Source organism: Paraburkholderia sp. FW306-02-B (genome assembly GCF_058782725.1).
Window position 1 is genome coordinate 1163316 of sequence record NZ_JBYSXZ010000001.1, and the last position, 18763, is coordinate 1182078.

An 18763-nucleotide genomic window follows, 5' to 3' on the forward strand; every position below is an offset into this window, starting at 1 on the left:
GTGAACGAACGGCACGTCGATCCTTCGTTGCAATATGCGCTGCCGCATTTTGCAGGATGCGATTTGTAATTGGCAGAGGGAAAGTGCAAGCAATTGCAAAAGATGATGCGGGTCCAATCGGTTTCTGTTGAGCAGATGCCGATTTACCTGGTGGTGCGAATGGATCGAAGGTGGGATGACACAGCCTATTGCTCGATTTCGTCTTCCGCGGCGGCGTCGTTGCCATAGGTGCTCAAGCGGTTGTACAGCGTTTTCAGACTCACGCCGAGCGCTTTGGCCGCGCGCCGTTTGTCGCCGCCGCAATATTTCAGCGTGCCGAGAATGATCTGCTTTTGCGCATCGGCGAGCGGCGTGCCGATCCACACGCTCATCGTATCGCCTTGCGTGACGGGCTTTTTCACGCGCGACGCGAGATGCGGATGCGGCAACTCGACCGTCTTCTCCGCGAGAATGAAGGCGCGATACACGGCGTTCTTGAGTTCGCGCACGTTGCCCGGCCAGGACCACGTGCGCAGCGTTTCGAGCGACCGTTTGCTGAAGCTCTTGTTCGCGCCTTCCTGCTGGTTCAGCAAAGCGAGGAAGTGTTGCGCGAGCAGTTCGCGATCGCCGTCGCGCTCGCGCAGCGGCGGCGCGCGCAACGGGAAAACGGCGAGACGGTACATGAGGTCTTCACGCAGGCCGTTTTCTTTGACGGCCACCGCGGGGTCGCGATTGGTTGCGGCGATCACGCGCACGTCGCCGTGAATCAGTTCGTTGCCGCCGACCCGATAGAACGTACCGGTCTCGAGCGCGCGCAGCAGCTTGACCTGGCGTACCGGGGCCATCTCAGTAATTTCGTCGAGGAACAGCGTGCCGCCATTCGCGTGTTCGAAGTAGCCGACGCGGCCCTGAACCGCGCCCGTGAAACTGCCTTTCTCGTGGCCGAACAATTCGGCTTCGATCAGTTCATCGGGAATCGCGCCGCAGTTGACCGCGATGAACGGTGCGGCCTTGCGGCTGCTTTGATCGTGAATCGTGCGGGCGATCAACTCCTTGCCGGTGCCCGATTCGCCGATGATCAGCGCGGTCGCGTCAGTGCTGGCGACGCGCTCGATCTGCTCATACAGATCCAGCATCGCCGGTGACGAGCCGTACAGCAGCCCGTACGATTTCAGGCCCGCGATGCCGTCCGCGACGCGCAGCTTCGCCTGTGCCGAAGCATTGCCGCCGGCGGAGACGGTGGGCGAGTCCAGATCGGTTGACGCCATAAACGGGGAGTCCTGTGCAAATGTGGTTCGTTGTCGCGGCGCGCAGGTCTATAACGAGACGTTGACCTGCGACCCCGGCGGCCAATATCTCACAAAAGTCGATTTAACCACTTTGACGGCGCTTGCGGCAATCCGTGTGACGGCCGGCGAAATACACGATGAGAGGCCGGTCGAAAATGCCAGAAGGGAAGAGGTTGAGGCCCACGAGCGGCAGATTTACCCGGCACGGTGTTTGCGGCTCACAGCCGGCGCGCGTCTGCTTCCGCGTTGGTTTTCTGCCTGACGTTCTGACCGCTTGCCAAGGCGCGGGCCACTCGACGCTGATCCGCTTCCTGACCAAAAGGAGTTCACGATGGCACGACCTAAATTTGGGATTTTCAGTGTGCTGATGGTTGTCGGCGGCTTGCTGGCCCTGCGCTATGTGCAGAAAAACCGTGCTTCGCAGGTTCCGGCGGCGCGCGATTTGAGTCGCTGGGAAGACGAGGGCGGTTCGGTGGCAACGCCCGCTACGGCGTCCGGCAGTGTCGCGCCGGAGAGCGTCAGTCCGGCCGCCCATGGCGTCAAGGGCTCGGAGCATCTGAACGGCAACGCATGGCCGTTTCCGCGCAGCTGAACGCCGCTGCGTCCACCGCATCGCCGGTGCGCCGCGCTTTGCCGCGCGACGGCCGGGATGTGGACCTGTCTTGTCTCGATAACGCCGTATAATAGGCAAATACACAACAATGGCGGATCAAACCTGCGGGTTTTTTCATATATTGTTGCGATATTGCATTAAGTCAAAGGCTCGGTGCTTTTTCCAGGAAGTCAGCGTGTGCTCACATCCTGGCGCATCGCAGGCAGGCGAAACGCCGCCGGCCGGCTTTTTTAGCATGCGGTTCTGCATGGTCCACCATTCAAGCTTTCGGGTTTTCGAGACGCGATGCCACACGTACTGATTGTCGATGACGATGCCGGTACCCGCGAGGCGCTTTCGGCCATCATCGGGGAAGACGGCCTCACCACCGCCACGGCAGGTGATTTGCGCGAAGCGCGCATTCAACTGGTCCGGCAGATGCCGGACGTCGTCTTTACCGACCTGAAGCTGCCCGACGGCAGCGGGGTCGACCTGTTTGAAGATCTCGACCCGCGCTCGGGCGTCGAGGTGATTGTGATTACCGGCCACGCCACGGTGGAATCGGCGGTCAACGCGCTGAAAATGGGCGCGGCCGACTACCTGGTGAAGCCGATCAATATGCAGCGCGTGAAGGCGATTCTGTCGCGCCTGCCGCGCCCCGGCGATCTGAAGGCGGAAATCGGCACGCTGCGGGGCGAGTTGCGCCGCATGGGCCGCTTCGGTCTGATGCTCGGCAATTCGCCGGCCATGCAGGAGGTTTACGACCAGATCGGCCGCGTCGCGCCGACGGCGGCTTCGGTGATGCTGGTCGGCGAGTCGGGCACGGGTAAGGAAGTCGCGGCGCAGACCTTGCATCAGCTCAGCCTGCGCCGTAAGCACGCGTTCCTCGCGGTGAACTGCGGCGCGATCTCGCCGAACCTGATCGAGTCGGAAATGTTCGGCCACGAGCGCGGCGCGTTCACCGGCGCGGACCGGCAGCACAAGGGTTATTTCGAGCGCGCGAACGGCGGCACGCTGTTTCTCGACGAAATCACCGAAATGCCGATCGAGTTGCAGGTCAAGCTGCTGCGCGTGCTGGAAACCGGCATGTTCATGCGGGTCGGCACGACCAGGGAAATCGAAACAGACGTGCGCCTGATCGCCGCGACCAACCGCGATCCGGAGCAGGCGGTGCTGGAAGGCAAACTGCGTCTCGACTTGTACCATCGCCTGAACGTGTTCCCGATCAGCCTGCCGCCGTTGCGCGACCGGGGCAAGGATGTGGAACTGCTTGCTCAGGCCTTCCTCGACGAACTCAACGAGCGTCACAGCACGAAGAAGCATTTCCCCGCCGCGGTGAAGGACATGCTGCTGTCGTATCCGTGGCCGGGCAATGTGCGTGAGTTGAAGAATTACGTGCAGCGCGCGCACATCATGTCGGGTGCGGATTCGGACAGCACGGCAACGGTGCCGTTGCAGATCACGCTGTCCAAGCCAGCGGCCGGTACGGCGATCACGATTGCGTTCGGCACGTCGCTCGCCGAAGCGGACCGTCAGCTGATTCTCGCGACCCTCGAACAGTGCGGCGGCGTGAAAACGCGCGCGGCTGAGATTCTCGGCATTAGTCTGAAGACGCTGTACAACCGTCTGGTCGAGTACGGCAACGACGCGCGTGACGAAAGCGACGCCGCCGACGAATCGCGCGCCCTGCGCGGCGCCGACGCTTAAAGCGCCACGCCCGCCACGCCCGCTACGCCCGTCTCACAGCGCGATCCCGCCGGCAGCGCGTCGATTACGGCACAGGCCTTGCTTCGATTCATTGCAACGCCAAAACGAGGATAACCGCCATGCCGGAATACGCTGCCGCTCCCGCGCTTCCCGAGCTTCCTCTAGCCTGGCGCGCTCACCGTCCCGAGCCGATTGAGCCGCCGTCCACACCTGACGAGCCCGACACGACCCCGACGCCGGAGCCGGACGAACCGGTTCCTCCGCCGATTGGCGATCCGCCGCCGCAACCGACTCAAACGCCGCAAGCCGGCCGGCCTCGGCAGCAACGCGTGCAACTCTGACAGGCTTTGTGCGCTGCACCACATGCCGGCGCGGCGAATTTATGTACTTGTTACAAAGCCGGCGCATCTTTTACCGGCAATTTACCTTCGTGACCCCTAGACTATATTGATGCCGCCTTGTTTCGGCGGTGGCCTTCCCTTGGAGGCAGCGATCATGAGACATCCAGCACTGCGACGTTCCGCGCGCCACTCGAAGCGCGATTCCCGGCCGTCCAGCAGCAATAGCGACCCGTCGGCGTCGCCGGATCCGGCCGCGCAGAACCGCGTCGCGCCCAACGCCCCGCCGGACGGCGAGCACAACCAGGGCGGCGTGCGCCCGGAAGGGCTGGAATACCAGCGCGATCTGGGCTCTGAGCAGGACGCCTGAACGCCGTCTGCCAAGTGGTTGAGGGCGCCTGGGTTCGTCATACAAAGCAGAAAAAAATTCTTCGCGGTGCGACGACGTCGCGTGCTTTCGCTCGTCCGTCACATTTGCATACATTTTTATTTCTGCTGTCTCATGAAACGGCACACGACTTGCGTGCGCCTTTTCGGCACATATGCGTATGCAACGAAATAACTGACTGAGGTGGAGCACCAATGAGCAGACTGATCGTGGTATCGAATCGTGTCGCGCCGACCCAGGAAGGGCGTCCCGCGGCGGGCGGGCTTGCGATTGGCGTGCTGGACGCGTTGAAGGAAACCGGCGGGGTCTGGTTCGGCTGGAGCGGCGAGACGGTGGCTGAATCGTCCGCTCCGGTGATGGAAAAGCAGGGCAATGTCACGTACGCGACGGTGGGCCTCACCAAGCGCGATTATGACCAGTACTACCGCGGTTTTTCGAACGCGACCCTATGGCCGACGTTCCACTATCGCAATGACCTGTCGCGCTACGACCGGCAGGAATACGCGGGCTATCAGCGCGTCAACGCGACGCTCGCGAGGCAACTCAAGGCGTTGCTGAAGTCCGACGACATCATCTGGGTTCACGACTATCACCTGCTGCCGTTCGCACGCTGCCTGCGCGATCTCGGCGTGAAGAATCCGATCGGCTTCTTCCTGCATATTCCGTTTCCGGTGCCGGAAGTGCTCCGGACGATTCCGCCGCACGAAGAATTGCTCAAAGCCATGTGCAGCTACGACGTGATCGGCTTCCAGACCGAGGCGGATCGCCAGTCGTTCGTCGACTATATCGAGCGCGGCCAGCATGGGAGCTCGAGCGAAGACGGCATGGTGCACGCGTATAACCGCTTCCTCAAAGTCGGCGCTTACCCGATCGGCATCTATCCCGATGCGATCGCGAAAGCCGCGGAGCAGTTCACCGACCGCAAGCCGGTGCGCAGCCTGCGCGACGGGATGCGTGGGCGCAAGCTGATCATGAGCGTCGACCGGCTCGATTATTCGAAGGGGCTGGTGGAGCGCTTCCAGGCGTTCGAACGCCTGTTGCTGAATGCGCCCGGTTGGCACGGGCGCGTGTCGCTGGTGCAGATCGCGCCGCCGACTCGCGCTGACGTGCAGACCTACCAGCGGATTCGTCAGACGCTCGAGGGCGAAGCGGGGCGCATCAACGGCCGTTTCGCGCAACTCGACTGGACGCCGATCCAGTACCTGAACCGCAAATACGAGCGCAATCTGTTGATGGCGCTGTTCCGTCAATCGCAGGTCGGCTATGTGACGCCGCTGCGCGACGGGATGAATCTGGTCGCGAAGGAGTACGTCGCATCGCAGGATCCGGCGGATCCGGGCGTGCTGGTGCTGTCGCAATTCGCGGGCGCGGCCGAGCAATTGCCGGGCGCGCTGGTCGTCAATCCGTTCGACCTGTCGCAGATGGCCGAGGCGCTGGAGCGCGCGCTGTCGATGCCGCTGGCCGAACGGCAGGCGCGTCACGCCGACATGATGGCGCCGATGCGCGAGAACAATCTGTCGGTCTGGCGCGATACGTTCCTCGCCGACTTGCGTAATGTCGCGACGGCTTCTTCCGTGACGGCCAAAGCGGTAAAGCTCGCTGACGTGACGGCAACGTAGCCGGATCGAGGGCGGCGGCGCGACTTCTTTAGATCGCGCGTGCCGGTCACGTCGACATTGTTTGAGCAGGATTTGAAGCGATGGAGAAGGGCGCGGCGCACAGCGTGCGATTCGCGCCCTTGTTGCATCCGGGCTCAGGCCGGCTGCACAGTCACGCGCTGCATGACCCGCAGCGTGCTGACCACGGCCGCGACTGCCGCGAAGCACGCGGCGACATACAACGCGACGGTCGGCCCATGCTGTGGCGCGACACCGAAGATCAGCGCGACCAGCGCCGCGCCGAGCGTCTGCCCGGTCAGCCGCGCGGTGCCGAGCATGCCGCTCGCGCCGCCGCTGCGTTCGCGCGGCGCGGCCGACAGCATGGTCCGGTTGTTCGGCGACTGGAAAATGCCGAAGCCCGCGCCGCACAGCGCCATACGCCACGCGATCTGCACCGGCTCGGGATGTGCGCCGAGCGTCGCGAGCAGCAGCAGGCCAGCGGTCAGCGCGACGAGTCCGATGCCGCCCAGCCAGCCCGCCGACACCTTGTCCGACAGCACGCCCGACAATGGCGCCGCAACGACGATCGCCAGCGGCCACGGCGTGATCAGCAAACCGGTTTGCACTTGCGACAATCCCAGCGTGTCCTGCAACAGAAACGGCAGCGACACGAATGCCAGCATCTGCGCGCAGAACGAACAGACGGACGTGCCAATCGACAGCGCGAACACCGGAATCCTCAACAAGTCGATCGGCAGGAGCGGTGCGGGCTGCGTCAACTGGCGGCGCACGAAGAAGTAGCCGATCACGAGCGCGCCGAGCGCTTCGACTACGACGTAGCCGAGCCGCTCGCCGTGTCCGAGACCATCGACGGCGAAGATCAACAGGCCGAACACGGACGCGTTCATCACCGCGCTCAGATAGTCGTACGGCGAATCGTGGCCGCGGTTCAGCGGCAGCGCCTTGAATCCGCCGACGATCGCCGCGATGCCGATCGGCACATTGATCGCGAACAGCCACGGCCACGAGGCGACGGCGAGCACGCCGGCCGCGACCGTCGGTCCGACCGCGGACGACACCGCGACCACCATCGCGTTGATCGCGACGCCGCGGCCGAGCTGCGCGGGCGGATAGATCATGCGCACAAGAGCCGTGTTGACGCTCATGATGCCTGCCGCGCCGAAGCCCTGGACCACGCGCGCGAGCGCGAGCGTCGGCAGCGAGGTGGACGACGCGCAACCGAACGACGCAACGGTGAACAGGATCAGCCCGAACAGATAGACGCGCCGATAGCCGATGCGGTCGCCGAGCGACGCAAGCGGCAGCAAGGAGATCGTGATGGCGAGCTGATACGCGTTGATGACCCAGATCGAGCCGGCGGCGCTTGCGTGCAGATTGCGCGCGATGGTGGGGAGGGCCACGTTGGCGATCGCGCTGTCGAGCACCGCCAGCGTAAGGGCGAGCGCGATAACCAGCATCGCCCAGTAGCGTTGCGGAACCGGCAAGCCGTGTTCGATGCTATCCGCGAACGATGTGGCAGGGGGGAGTGTATCAGCGGCGTCGGCTGGCGTGGAGCCGTCCTTTCGCGATGGTTGTGCGTGCATCGTCTTTGATTTGTTGGGGGCGGCTCATGAGTCACATGATGAGCCAGGCGCGCTGCTTGCCGCGCCGGAATGAACGACGGCAGCAGCGGCGATGCCGATACCGCAATGGCATACCCGAGGCATACCGGCATCGCGTCTCACGCGTTATTTCAGTTCGTACAGACCGGTGTGCGTGGTCGAATCGATTTCGTTCAGGTGCGTCATGAAGCGTGCGACCGCGTTGGTGGTCTCTGCGTTGATCGGCAGATGCGGCACCTTCAGCGCATGCAGACGGAAGATGTAGCGATGCGTCCTGTCGCCGCGCGGCGGTGCGGCGCCGCCGAAGCCGACCGTGCCGTAGTCGTTGCGCACTTGCAGCGCGCCCTGCGGCAGCAATGAGCCGTCTGCGTTGCCGGCGTCGCGCGGCAGCGAGCGCGCATCGGCCGGAATGTTGACGACGACCCAGTGCCAGAAGCCGCTGCCGGTGGGCGCATCGGGATCGTGGACCGTGAGTGCGAAGCTTTGCGTGTCGGCCGGGGGCGCCTCCCACTGCAACGCGGGCGAAATGTTTTCGCCCTCGCCGTCGACGCCGAATGACTTGTCGTCGAATTCGTGGGCTTTCGGCATGAAGCCGTTGGTGGGGAACTCGTCGGACCAGAGACGGAAATCAGCCATCGTATGCCTCCCTTCAAGGTTGGTTCTGGAGATGGCCAGGGCGCGGTTTCATGTTGCCGACATATTGCCGTATCGGCTTGCAAAAAACTCCCCGGGTCAGCCAACCGAGTGTATCACCAGCGGCCTTCGGATTCGCTTGAACCGGGCAGGCTACAAGCGGCTTTCAGCCGCGTTCTTCGAAGCTCGGCGCGTCGCTGCGCAGCCACTCGACGAGCCGCTGCAACACGCCCTCGATATCGCGATTGGCGCCACGCAAAGCGCATTCCCACACCACCGCGACGCGCCAGCCGCTCGCGAGCAATGCTTGCCGGACCTTGTCGTCGTTGCTGCGGTTGCGGCCGATCTTGTCGCGCCAGAACTCCGGTCGGGTTTGCGGCCACTTGAACAGGTGGCAGTCATGGCCGTGCCAGAAACAGCCGTGCACCAGCACGACGGCGCGGTAGCGCGGCAGCACGATATCCGGCCGGCCCGGCAGATCGCGGACATCGAGCCGAAAGCGGAAGCCCTGGCCGTGCAGCAGGCTGCGGATCAGGATTTCCGGCTTTGTGTTGCGGCCGCGGATGCCGGACATCATCCGGCTGCGCGTCGCGCTATCGACGATATCGACCATCGTTAAGGCTCAGATAGCTTGGGTTGCTCGGGTTTGCCTGGGTTTGCCTGGGGTTGCCTTCAGGTAGCTTAGGCGTACAGCGAGAGAGTTTGAGCCGAGCCATGGTGCGTCTCCTCGGCGAGCAGGGTTTGCACATGCGGCAGCATGATGCGCGCCACTTCCCGCATCACCGGCATCACGACACTGTTGCCGAACTGGCGATAGGCCTGCGTGTCGCTGACGGGAATCCGGAACGTGTCGGGAAAGCCCATTAGCCGCGCGCATTCGCGTGGCGTCAGGCGGCGCGGGCGCAACTGCTCACCCTGATAGACCAGAATCTCCGAGCCATCCTTGTGATAGCGCGCGGATAGCGTGCGCGCGATGCTGTCCGGATAAGCCATGCCGAAGCCGAAGCCGTTACCCGCCGCGCGATGTTTCGCCGCGTAGTTTTGCAGATAAGTCCAGAGGTTCGGCGTGAGCGTGTACTTCGGTTGAACTCGGCGGTTGGCGTGGTCGAAGAAGCGGTCGTGATCCCATGGCAAGTCCGGTTCGCTGCCGTCGGTCCGGTGCAGGATCGAGCCGAGACGCGGGCCGTTTTCCGGCAAATGCAGATCGTCCCATGAGAACGAGGTCTTGCCGCGAAAGCCGACGATGATGATCCGCTCGCGATGCTGCGGCGTGAAATGCTGGCCGTCGACCACCCGGTAATGCACCTCGTAGCCGAGTTCGTCGCGCAGCGTCTGCAGGATCACGTCGAAGGTGCGGCCTTTGTCGTGCGAGAGCAGATTCTTCACGTTCTCCAGCAGGAACGCCGAGGGGCGCTTCGCCGCGATGATGCGCGCGACGTCGAAAAATAGCGTGCCCTGGGTCGTGCACTCGAAACCGTGCGGCCGGCCGAGCGCGTTTTTCTTGCTGACGCCGGCGATCGAAAACGGCTGGCACGGGAAGCCGCCAAGCAGCACGTCGTGGCTCGGCACCTCTTCGGCAGGGAAGGAGACAATGTCGCCGATCAGCGCGTGGTCGGCGCCGCCCGGGTAGTTCTCGCAATACGTCTTGGTGGAAAAATCGTTCCACTCGCTCGTGAACACGCAGGCGCCGCCGTGCGCTTCGAAACCCATGCGAATGCCGCCGATGCCGGCGAACAGATCGATGAAGCGGAAACTGGCGTCGCCGTTAGCCGCGCCGATGCTGGTGTGCAGCAAATCGCGCAAGGCCGGCTCGAGCATCGCCGGACACGGTGTTTCGCCTTTTTCCCAGCGGCGCACCGTCTTGATGTCTTTGCCGACGTGCGCGGCGATTTCGCGTTGAGTAAAGCGGGCGCGCGCCTGCTTGAGCAGTTCGAGCGGTGCGGCGAGGGTCACGGGCGTCCTTGCTGGGAATTTTTGCGGACATTATGACCTAAGGTCGTCCCATTTTTCCTGTTTTTGCGGACGATGGGCAGAAAATATCCGACTTGAACGGGTGGATTTTCGACGATAAGCGAATGTCACAATTGACCGTGTAGGCTTATGGTGTGACGCGAATTCCCAGCGTTGCGACGTGTTGTGGCCGCGGCGTAGTTCGCGGCCGTTTTTTATGCGCGGGAGGTGCTGGAAGGAGGCGCCGCAGAGCGGGCTTCAGGAGCGGGCGTCAGATCTGGCCGATGGCCGACGACGATGCGTTCGCCGCGCGGGCGGCAGGCCGCAAATCTTGTTGCGCCACCGCGTCCCATGCCGGCTGGATAACCGAAGCGTCGAACTCGTCGATTTGCAGCAACAGACTGTCGACGGCGCGCAACTGCGCGTGAGACAGGTTGCCGGCATCGAGTAGCTGAAACAAACGCTTGCGCCAGTAGGTGGCCGGGAAAATCGGGCCACCCAGATCGCCGCGTAAAGACGGCCGCATCACGCGCCCAATATGCGCGATGTCCTGATCGATCAGCGCCGTTTGGGATGATCCCGTCGGCGTATTGAGTGTGCGGTCCATAACTCCTCCATGGCCTTTTAACGGCAGGCTGTGGCGGGACTTTAGGCTTTTTCAGAATATTTTTTGCGACCGCTTCGAGGGGCGAAAACGGGTTGGGCATCCCGGTTGCCCGATCGGGATACTGGCGTAATGTCGCGCCCGCATGCCGTGAACCGTGCTGGCCTGGGAGTAACCCGGGTTCGACGCCGCGCGCGCTCCGTGTGCCGCGCGCTGCCTTTAGACTTGGCGCATCCAACAGGAGGTGCGCCATGACACCCGAAAAAGTGCTTTCGATGTTCGAACGGCAGTACCTGGAGGGCAAGGCCCCCGTCGACCTCGAATCCACCTGCGCGAGCTTCGCCAACTGGCTGGCGGCGGCTTGGGAACAACTCGACGGCGAGCAGAGGACGCTCTTGACGACAGTCGGCGCGGCCTTGTGGCGCGAAGGATATGACCTGCGCGCCGGGAGCGCGACCAAAGATTTGTGGTGAGCCTTTGGGAGGAGCGTCGCGTGGCCACACGCGCGGTGGGGGTGTTCTGAGGCGGCGTCGCACGCGCTGCGCTGAGTCGGTTTATATTTGGCGATCTTGCTTTCAGGGGGCACTTTTGGGGCCTGCTGTTGAGTCCCAGCGCCAATTTCCGATTTCCAGCCGCAACGCTTGTACAAGGGTTACACCATCACTATGACCGATCTGTCCGCATTCCCCATCACGAACAAATGGCTTGCTGAGCATCCGGACCGGATTCAGCTCTACTCGCTGCCGACGCCTAATGGCGTGAAGGTGTCGATCATGCTCGAAGAAACCGGCCTGCCGTATGAACCGCATCTCGTGCGCTTCGATACGAACGATCAGATGACGCCCGAGTTTCTGTCGCTGAATCCGAACAACAAGATTCCGGCGATCATCGATCCGAACGGCCCGGGCGGCAAACCGCTGCCCCTGTTCGAATCCGGCGCGATCCTGATTTATCTCGCGGACAAGAGCGGTCAATTGATTCCGAAGGATGCTGCGGGCCGCTATGAAGCGATCCAGTGGGTGATGTTCCAGATGGGCGGGATCGGTCCGATGTTTGGCCAGCTCGGTTTCTTCCACAAGTTCGCCGGCAAGGAGTACGAAGACAAGCGGCCGCGCGACCGTTACGTCGCGGAGTCGAAGCGTTTGCTCGGCGTGCTGGAGCAGCGGCTCGTCGGACGCGCCTGGATCATGGGCGACAGGTACTCGATCGCCGATATCGCGACCTTCCCGTGGGTGCGCAACCTGATCGGCTTCTATGAAGCAGGGGATCTGGTCGGGATTCAGGACTTCCCGAATGTGAAGCGGGTGCTGGCTGCGTTCGTCGCGCGTCCGGCGGTGGCGAAGGGACTGGAGATTCCCAGTCGCGCCTGATTTTCTAATGCGGCTGGGGGTGGTGTAGTTCGCCTCCGGCTGCAGGCGGCCTTGCGCGGGCCGCCAGTTCCTGTTTGATTTCCCCCGCTCCTGGCTCAGCGCCACTCAAGTTCTTTCTCCTGACGTTTGCCGACCTTTGGTTGGACCTGCAACCACCTCGTGCCGGCGCAAGCGCTATTTTCGAGCGCTGGACGATCAGTGTCTTTTTATAGCTTCCCGGTCATTGATGCTGATTTTTGCGGCATCGAGAATCTGCCCGTCGACGTCGCTTTATCTGCGGCGTTCGCTCAAAGACGACAGCATTCCGGGAGACACGCAATGCAATTTGAACTCAACGGCCGCTCGTTCTCCTTCGATGGGGACACGGAGACGCCTTTGCTATGGGTGATTCGCGAACATGCGATGCTGACTGGCACGAAGTACGGCTGCGGCATCGGCGCGTGCGGCGCGTGCACGGTGCATCTGCAAGGCGAAGCGGTGCGCTCGTGCGTGCTGCCGGTCTCGGCGGTGGCGGGCAAATCGATCCGGACGATCGAAGCCTTGTCGCCCGATGGGTCGCATCCCGTGCAACGCGCGTGGGTCGCGAAGGACGTGCCGCAATGCGGCTACTGCCAGTCCGGCATGGTGATGGCCGCCGCTGCGTTGCTTGCGCAGAACCCGAAACCGACCGACGCGCAGATCGATCAATCAATCACCAATCTGTGCCGCTGCGCGACCTATCAACGTATCCGCGAGGCTATCCATGTCGCAGCGGATCACTGAGACGACGCCTTTGCGCAGGGCGCAACGCGAGAAGACGTCGGAGAGCCGTCGCGGATTCCTTAAAGGCGGCCTTGCAATCGCGGGAAGTTTTGTTCTGCCGCTCAGCATCAGCGAATACGCTCATGCAAGTGATGGCGACGCGCAGAGCTATGAAATCAACGACTGGGTTCGCATCGACGCGAGCGGCCATACCGTCATCGGGCTGTCTCAAGCCGAAGTGGGGCAGGGTGTCTACACCGGTTTGCCGCAAGTGCTCGCCGACGAAATGGATGCGGACTGGAAAAAGGTCTCGGTCACCTTTGTGACCGGCCGCGACGCGTATCGCATCGACGCGGCCAATGAGCTGCCTCAGCAATTCGTCGGCGCGTCGATGTCGGTGACGATGTTCTATGAGCGTTTGCGGATTGCCGGGGCGCAGGCGCGTGCCGCCTTTATCGAAGCTGGCGCGCGCCGCTTCAAGGTGCGCAGTACGCAATGCACGGCGGTTCGCGGTCAGGTCGTGCACATCCCGAGTGGCCGGTCGCTCAGCTACGGCGAGCTGGTGGCGGACGCGGCGAAAATTCCGTTGCACGCTCATCCGCGACTCAAACCCGATTCTGCGCACACGCTGATCGGTAAGCCGTTGCACAAGCTCGACGCACCGGCCAAGGTCAATGGCTCGGCGCAGTACGGGCTCGATGTGCAGGTGCCGGGCATGCTGGCGGGTGCGGTCAAAATGGCGCCGACGCTCGGCGGCAAACCACTGCGCGTCACCAATTCAGACGAAGTGCGGAAGATGCCCGGCGTGGTCGACACCGTGCTGGCGAAAGACGCGCTGATCGTCGTCGCCGATACCTGGTGGCAGGCGAAGAAAGCGTGCGACGCCGCGCAAGTGGAATGGGACACGCCGGCCGGCGGCGCCCTCGACAGCGCTACCATCCTCGACGAACGCAAGGGCGCGTTGCAGTCGGCGTATGCGGCGCTCGCCACGCGCATCGGCGATCCGGAAGCGCGCTTTGACGGCGCGCAAACGGTGGTGCAAGCCGACTATCACACGCCATACATCGTCCACGCGACGATGGAGCCGGTCAACGCGACCGTCCATGTGCGCGCCGACGAGATCGAAGTGTGGGGTCCGATACAAGGCCAGGACAAAGTACGCTGGACGATGGCCGCGATGTTCAAGCTGCCGGCCGACAAGGTCATCGTGAACACCACTTTTCTTGGCGGCAGCTTCGGCCGCAAATATGTGCCCGATTTCGTCGTGCATGCCGCGGTGGCGTCGAAAGCAGTCAAGCGTCCCGTCAAGGTGATTCGTTCGCGCGAGGACGACATCCAGCACGGCTTCTACCGGCCATGTGCGTCCGCAAGGATGCGCGCGGTGCTCGGTCAGGATGGCTTACCGACGGCGCTGCACGCGCGCGTGGTCGGGCAGTCGCTCTACAAGTCGATCAAACCTGACTTCTTCGAGAAAGCCGGCGGCTGGGACGAAACGATGCTCGACGGCATCTATGACCTTTGCTACGGCGTGCCCAATCTGCTGGTGGATTCAGTACACGTGCCGCAGCCGATTCCGGTTAGCTTCATGCGCAGCGTCGGCAGCACGTCGAGCGTGTTCTTTCTCGAGAGCTTCATCAACGAATTGGCCGATGCGGCGAGGATCGATCCGTTGCGCTATCGGCGTTCAATGCTTCGCCACGATCCATTGAGTCTCGCGGTGCTCGACAGCGCCGCCGCAAAAGCCAACTGGTTCGGCAAGACAGCGCTCGGGTTGCATCGCGGCATGGCTTTTTGCCTCTACACCGGCCGCGGCGGCGCGTTTTCGACTTACGTCGCGACGATCGTCGAGCTGCGCATCGTGCAGAAGCGCGTCAAGGTCGAGCGCGTAGTGTGCGCCGTCGATTGCGGCCGACCGATCAACCCGATGCTGATTCAGGAAGCGATCGAAGGCGGAATCGGCTTTGCGCTGACGAACACCTTCAAGAGCGAAATCACTTTTGCGCATGGCGCGGTGGTGCAAAGCAATTTCGCGGACTATCCGCTGCTCAATCTGTCGGAGATGCCCAAGGTGGAAGTCGTGATCGTGCCGAGCGACCGCGTACCGCAAGGCTGCGGCGAAGTGGCGTTGCCGCCGGTGGCACCGGCTGTTGCCGCTGCGCTATTTCGCGCAACCGGACAGCGCATGCGCTCAATGCCTCTGCCGCAAAGCTTCGACGTTTGATCTTTGCAGGCAGCGCGTGCGCGCTGCCGTCTCCCCATTTGCCCACTTATTGAAGAAGACCTTATGAAAAGAACCGCTTTGATTGTTGCGCTCGCATGCGTCGCGGCGCAGGCGCATGCGGACGCCGACTTTAACCGGGCGCGGGCGATCGCCGGCGAACATGCGTGCCTCGGGTGCCACGCAGTGGATAAGAAGCTCGTCGGTCCCGCCTATCGCGACGTGGCTGCGCGCTACAGCGGGCAGAACAATGCCGCGACGCTGCTCGTCAAGCATGTGCAGCAGGGCAGCTCCGGCGTGTGGGGCAACGTGCCGATGCCGCCGAACCGAATCGACGCCGCCGATGCCCGCCTCGTCGTCAACTGGGTTCTGGCAGGCGCACCGGATCACTGACGTATCGACTGCCAAGTCCGCAACGGCGCGGGCGTTTTTAGCTTCGCTCACTTACCGGATCATCGGCACCAGAGAGCCGCCCGAGCAGCCACGATGATTCGGATCGCTAAACGACAAAGGTTTGGAAATGAAAAAATATCTTGCGGCAGCGTGCCTGATCGGAATGACGGGCATGGCCCATGCAGAAAGCAGCGTGACGCTGTACGGCATCATCGATACGGGCGTGCAGTACTACAACAATGCGGCCAGCGGCGGCTCGGTCGTGGGCGTGCCCACGCTCACCGGCGAAATGCCGTCGCGCTTCGGCTTGCGCGGCGTGGAAGATCTCGGGGGCGGCACTCAAGCCTTCTTCCAGTTGGAAAACGGCTTTGCGTCAGGCACCGGCGCATTGAACTACGGCGGCCGCCTGTTCGGCCGTGCGGCGAACCTCGGGATCAGCAGCAAGTACGGCTCGTTGACGCTCGGCCGTCAGTTCAACATGTCGTACTACGCGTTGTTGCAGGCCGATATCATCGGCCCGTCGATTCATTCGATGGCAAGCTTCGACACCTATCTGCCCAATGCGCGCAGCGACAACGCCATAGGCTATCTTGGCAAGTTTGGCGGCTTCACGGTCGGCGGCACGTATAGCTTCGGACGCGACGCGGCCGGCCCGGCCGGCGCATCGGCCACCAATTGCGCGGGGCAGGTGGCGGGCAACTTCGTCGCGTGCCGGCAGTACACCGCGTTGGTTGCGTACGACTCGACGCACTTTGGCGCGGCGGCATCGTATGACGTGATGCGCGGTGGAACCGGCGCATCCGCGCCGTTGACCAACAGTGCGTACACCGACACGCGGACTATCGTCGACGGTTACGTCAAGTACGGCGACGCGAAACTCGGCGGCGGATGGGAGCGGCGCAATACGTCGGCGGCGGTTCATACGCAGACGGATCTGTTTTTTGTCGGCGTAAATTACTTCGCGTTGCCGTCGCTTTCACTCGACACGCAAATGGTGCGATATAACGTCAGAAGCGTATCCGATTCGACGCTGCTGATTGCGCGCGCCACCTACTTCCTGTCGAAGCGCACCTCGGTGTACTCGTCGGTCGGATATATGTTGAATAGCCGGAAGGCGGCTGCACCGGTCGCCGCTGCGGGGACCGTGCAAACTGGCGTCGACCAGCTCGGCGTGATGGTCGGTATCCAGCAGCGGTTCTAGTGCGATGCGAACGGCTGTGGCGGTCCGGCAGGCGAGTGGCGCTACAGTGCAAGCCGAGGAGAGGCGAACCATGGATTTGCTGAGCGATGTCCTTTCCGACCTGCGGGCCGATACGGTCGTCACGGGCAGATTTTCGCTGGCGGCGCCATGGTCGTTCAATAAGCCCGCGGTTGCCGGCGCGCCGTTTCGGACCTGCTCCGGCTATCCTTTCTATATCGTCGTCAAAGGGATGCAGCCGGTACGCGTCGAACCCGGCGACTTCGTGTTGCTGCCGCATGGTCACGAGCATGTGATGTGTTCCGCGCTCGACGAAGTGCCCGTGCCGTTCGACGCATTGATGGCGAGCCAGGGAATCGAGCCGCGCTTCGATACGCCGCTAGCGTTTTCGGCAGGCGGGCAAGGCGCAGTGAGTGAGCTTTACACCGGCATCGTGGTGTTTCGCGAATCGTTGCGCAATCCTTTTCTCGGCGTGCTGCCGCCGCTGATCCACATTCGCGCCGGCGATGCCGCGATTGCGCCGTGGCTCGCTACGACGCTGACCAGCTTCATTCAGGAGTCGATGGCGGCGCAGCCCGGTTGGGCGATGGCCGCCGCGCGCCTCGCCGATGTGCTGTTCATTCATTTGTTGCGCGCGCATCTATCGAACAGCACGGGCGGCCACACTGGCTGGCTGCGCGGAATGGCCGATGCGCAGATCGGCCAAGCCATGGCGCTGATTCATCGCGCGCCAGCGAAAGAATGGACCGTGGCGAATCTGGCTGCGGCGGCCGGCATGTCGCGCTCGGGTTTCAGCGTGCGCTTCGTCGAACTGGTCGGCGAAACGCCGATCGCGCACTTGACGGCGTACCGGATGTATCTCGCAGCAGGTGAGCTTATGCGCAGCAGGAGCCGCTTGATCGAGATTGCGGAGAGCGTGGGATATTCGTCGGAGAAAGCCTTTGCGCGCGCGTTTCGCCGCTGGGCAGGAATGCCGCCGAAAGCGTACGTGAGGTCCGCGCCCGATCCACTCGATCTTGAGCGTCGCCGTGGTTGACGATGTGTGTGCGGGTGTTTCAACCAGTGTTTCTGTGGATGAAGACGACGTGCAACCTATCGCGGGTGCTTCTAACCTGGTTCCGGCGCTGATGCGCGGGCTTCGGCTGATGCAGGCGTTTTCGACGGCGCGGCCGAAGCTGCAGATGAGCGAACTGGTGGCTTTTGTGGATGCACCGCGTACTACGGTCGCGCGGCTGGTGCGGAGTTTGGTCGCGCTTGGCTTTCTGGTGATGGACAGTGCTGGGCGGTTCAGTCCGGGGCCTGCGGTCCTGGGTATCGGCGCGAGTTATCTAGCGGGCGCGACGGTGGTTCGGGTGGCTTCTGTGATTCTGGATGAGCTTGCGAATGAGACGCTGGCTGCTGCGCAATTGCTCGCTTGCGATGACGATGAAATGGTGGTGCTGGCGCAGGCGTTGCCCGTTGCATTGCACGGGGCGTGTGCGGTAACAAGGGTGGGGACGCGGTTTGCGGTCGCGGGAATGGGACATCGCGTTTGGTCATTGAGGGAAGGAGATGACGGGTTCGCGGGAATGCAATGCGCTAGCGCAACGCACGATGATGAATGGTCGACTGGCGAAGTGATGACTTGCGCGGGTTGTCCAGATGATGCTGCGCTTCCGCTCATGGCCGTGCCGATGCTGCGCAACGGGCGGGTTGTTTATGCGCTTTCTGTCGGCGTGCAGGAGGGATTTGATGCGGCTTCGATGGTTGAGCGGGCGACCGGTGCGCTTGGGCTCGCAGCGCAGCGGTTTGCCCGGAAGATGAAGGTGTCGCAGTAACGTTCGGCGCGCTTAAGTTGCAGGAGCAGTGCAATCTCAACTGCACGCCGCCGACCTACGCTCTGCAGCTTTTCGAAGTATGCGCAATCGATAGGTGCAAATTAATTCCCATAAACCCGGGAGCGACGGCGACGCGCCCGGTCAATGCTGCCCGGCATTCAGCAGCATCCAGACTTGTCGCGGGAGGGGGCCGGCGACGATGCGTGCAAACGCAGCACCGCAACGGATGCAGGTGAAGTGTTGCTCGGCTTGGGCGTCTTTCACCGCTCCGGCGGCGTTCAAGGTCAGGTTGTCGTGTGGCTCGACCGTCGACGGCTGTCCGTATA

19 protein-coding genes are annotated in these 18763 nt (G+C 62.8%); 13 read left to right on the forward strand and 6 right to left on the reverse strand.

The genetic code is table 11. The features are described 5' to 3' along the window. Positions 1-185: 185 nt before the first annotated feature. A complete protein-coding gene (locus AC3WOG_RS05070) occupies positions 186-1247 on the reverse strand; it encodes a sigma-54 interaction domain-containing protein (protein WP_492576966.1) in 1062 nt (353 codons plus the stop codon). A gap of 352 nt (positions 1248-1599) precedes the next feature. On the opposite strand from AC3WOG_RS05070, the gene AC3WOG_RS05075 reads away from it, so the two are divergent. The 5 genes from AC3WOG_RS05075 to otsA all read left to right on the forward strand — a co-directional run bounded on the left by AC3WOG_RS05075 (position 1600) and on the right by otsA (position 5912). Beyond that, positions 1600-1860 (forward strand): hypothetical protein, encoded by a 261-nt coding sequence (locus AC3WOG_RS05075; RefSeq protein ID WP_492576967.1) that lies wholly within the window; start codon positions 1600-1602, stop codon positions 1858-1860. Positions 1861-2166: 306 nt separating this feature from the next. Further along, positions 2167-3567: a sigma-54-dependent transcriptional regulator gene (locus AC3WOG_RS05080; protein ID WP_492576969.1), complete on the forward strand. Its 1401-nt coding sequence runs from the start codon at positions 2167-2169 to the stop codon at positions 3565-3567. Positions 3568-3686: 119 nt separating this feature from the next. After that, complete coding sequence (locus tag AC3WOG_RS05085) at positions 3687-3908, forward strand: hypothetical protein (protein ID WP_492576970.1); 222 nt, start codon at positions 3687-3689, stop codon at positions 3906-3908. A 154-nt stretch (positions 3909-4062) separates the two neighbouring features. Beyond that, on the forward strand, positions 4063-4275 hold the full coding sequence (locus tag AC3WOG_RS05090; RefSeq protein WP_341312861.1) for a hypothetical protein: 213 nt from the start codon (positions 4063-4065) through the stop codon (positions 4273-4275). A gap of 212 nt (positions 4276-4487) precedes the next feature. Next, positions 4488-5912: an alpha,alpha-trehalose-phosphate synthase (UDP-forming) gene (gene otsA / locus AC3WOG_RS05095; protein ID WP_492576971.1), complete on the forward strand. Its 1425-nt coding sequence runs from the start codon at positions 4488-4490 to the stop codon at positions 5910-5912. A gap of 134 nt (positions 5913-6046) precedes the next feature. Here otsA and AC3WOG_RS05100 read toward each other — a convergent pair whose 3' ends face one another. From AC3WOG_RS05100 to AC3WOG_RS05120, 5 genes are all read right to left on the reverse strand, one after another. After that, positions 6047-7495 carry an MFS transporter gene (locus AC3WOG_RS05100; RefSeq protein WP_492576973.1) on the reverse strand — a complete coding sequence of 483 codons (1449 nt, stop codon included), beginning with the start codon at positions 7493-7495 and terminating at the stop codon, positions 6047-6049. Between the two features lie 144 nt (positions 7496-7639). Beyond that, entirely contained in the window at positions 7640-8149 is a 510-nt protein-coding gene (locus AC3WOG_RS05105; protein ID WP_492576975.1) for a YbhB/YbcL family Raf kinase inhibitor-like protein, read from the reverse strand. A 163-nt stretch (positions 8150-8312) separates the two neighbouring features. After that, the gene (locus AC3WOG_RS05110) at positions 8313-8759 is read right to left on the reverse strand and encodes a very short patch repair endonuclease (RefSeq protein ID WP_492576976.1); all 447 of its coding nucleotides are present in this window, start codon (positions 8757-8759) and stop codon (positions 8313-8315) included. Positions 8760-8827: 68 nt separating this feature from the next. Next, complete coding sequence (gene dcm / locus AC3WOG_RS05115) at positions 8828-10099, reverse strand: DNA (cytosine-5-)-methyltransferase (protein WP_492576977.1); 1272 nt, start codon at positions 10097-10099, stop codon at positions 8828-8830. Between the two features lie 268 nt (positions 10100-10367). After that, positions 10368-10703, reverse strand: a complete 336-nt coding sequence (locus AC3WOG_RS05120) for a hypothetical protein (protein WP_492576979.1) — start codon at positions 10701-10703, stop codon at positions 10368-10370. Positions 10704-10951: 248 nt separating this feature from the next. On the opposite strand from AC3WOG_RS05120, the gene AC3WOG_RS05125 reads away from it, so the two are divergent. From AC3WOG_RS05125 to AC3WOG_RS05160, 8 genes are all read left to right on the forward strand, one after another. Then, positions 10952-11173 carry a hypothetical protein gene (locus AC3WOG_RS05125; protein ID WP_492576981.1) on the forward strand — a complete coding sequence of 74 codons (222 nt, stop codon included), beginning with the start codon at positions 10952-10954 and terminating at the stop codon, positions 11171-11173. Between the two features lie 192 nt (positions 11174-11365). Beyond that, on the forward strand, positions 11366-12070 hold the full coding sequence (locus AC3WOG_RS05130) for a glutathione binding-like protein (RefSeq protein WP_492576983.1): 705 nt from the start codon (positions 11366-11368) through the stop codon (positions 12068-12070). Positions 12071-12388: 318 nt separating this feature from the next. Continuing rightward, on the forward strand, positions 12389-12832 hold the full coding sequence (locus AC3WOG_RS05135) for a (2Fe-2S)-binding protein (RefSeq protein ID WP_492576984.1): 444 nt from the start codon (positions 12389-12391) through the stop codon (positions 12830-12832). Beyond that, on the forward strand, positions 12813-15032 hold the full coding sequence (locus AC3WOG_RS05140) for a xanthine dehydrogenase family protein molybdopterin-binding subunit (protein WP_492576986.1): 2220 nt from the start codon (positions 12813-12815) through the stop codon (positions 15030-15032). The genes AC3WOG_RS05135 and AC3WOG_RS05140 overlap by 20 nt, the downstream gene beginning before the upstream one ends. A gap of 63 nt (positions 15033-15095) precedes the next feature. Then, on the forward strand, positions 15096-15422 hold the full coding sequence (locus AC3WOG_RS05145) for a c-type cytochrome (protein ID WP_492576987.1): 327 nt from the start codon (positions 15096-15098) through the stop codon (positions 15420-15422). A 127-nt stretch (positions 15423-15549) separates the two neighbouring features. Next, entirely contained in the window at positions 15550-16623 is a 1074-nt protein-coding gene (locus AC3WOG_RS05150; RefSeq protein WP_492576989.1) for a porin, read from the forward strand. Positions 16624-16693: 70 nt separating this feature from the next. Then, positions 16694-17656, forward strand: coding sequence for an AraC family transcriptional regulator (locus AC3WOG_RS05155; protein ID WP_492576991.1), 963 nt, complete (start codon positions 16694-16696; stop codon positions 17654-17656). Beyond that, positions 17637-18437: a helix-turn-helix domain-containing protein gene (locus tag AC3WOG_RS05160; protein WP_492576993.1), complete on the forward strand. Its 801-nt coding sequence runs from the start codon at positions 17637-17639 to the stop codon at positions 18435-18437. The genes AC3WOG_RS05155 and AC3WOG_RS05160 overlap by 20 nt, the downstream gene beginning before the upstream one ends. Positions 18438-18763 lie beyond the last annotated feature (326 nt).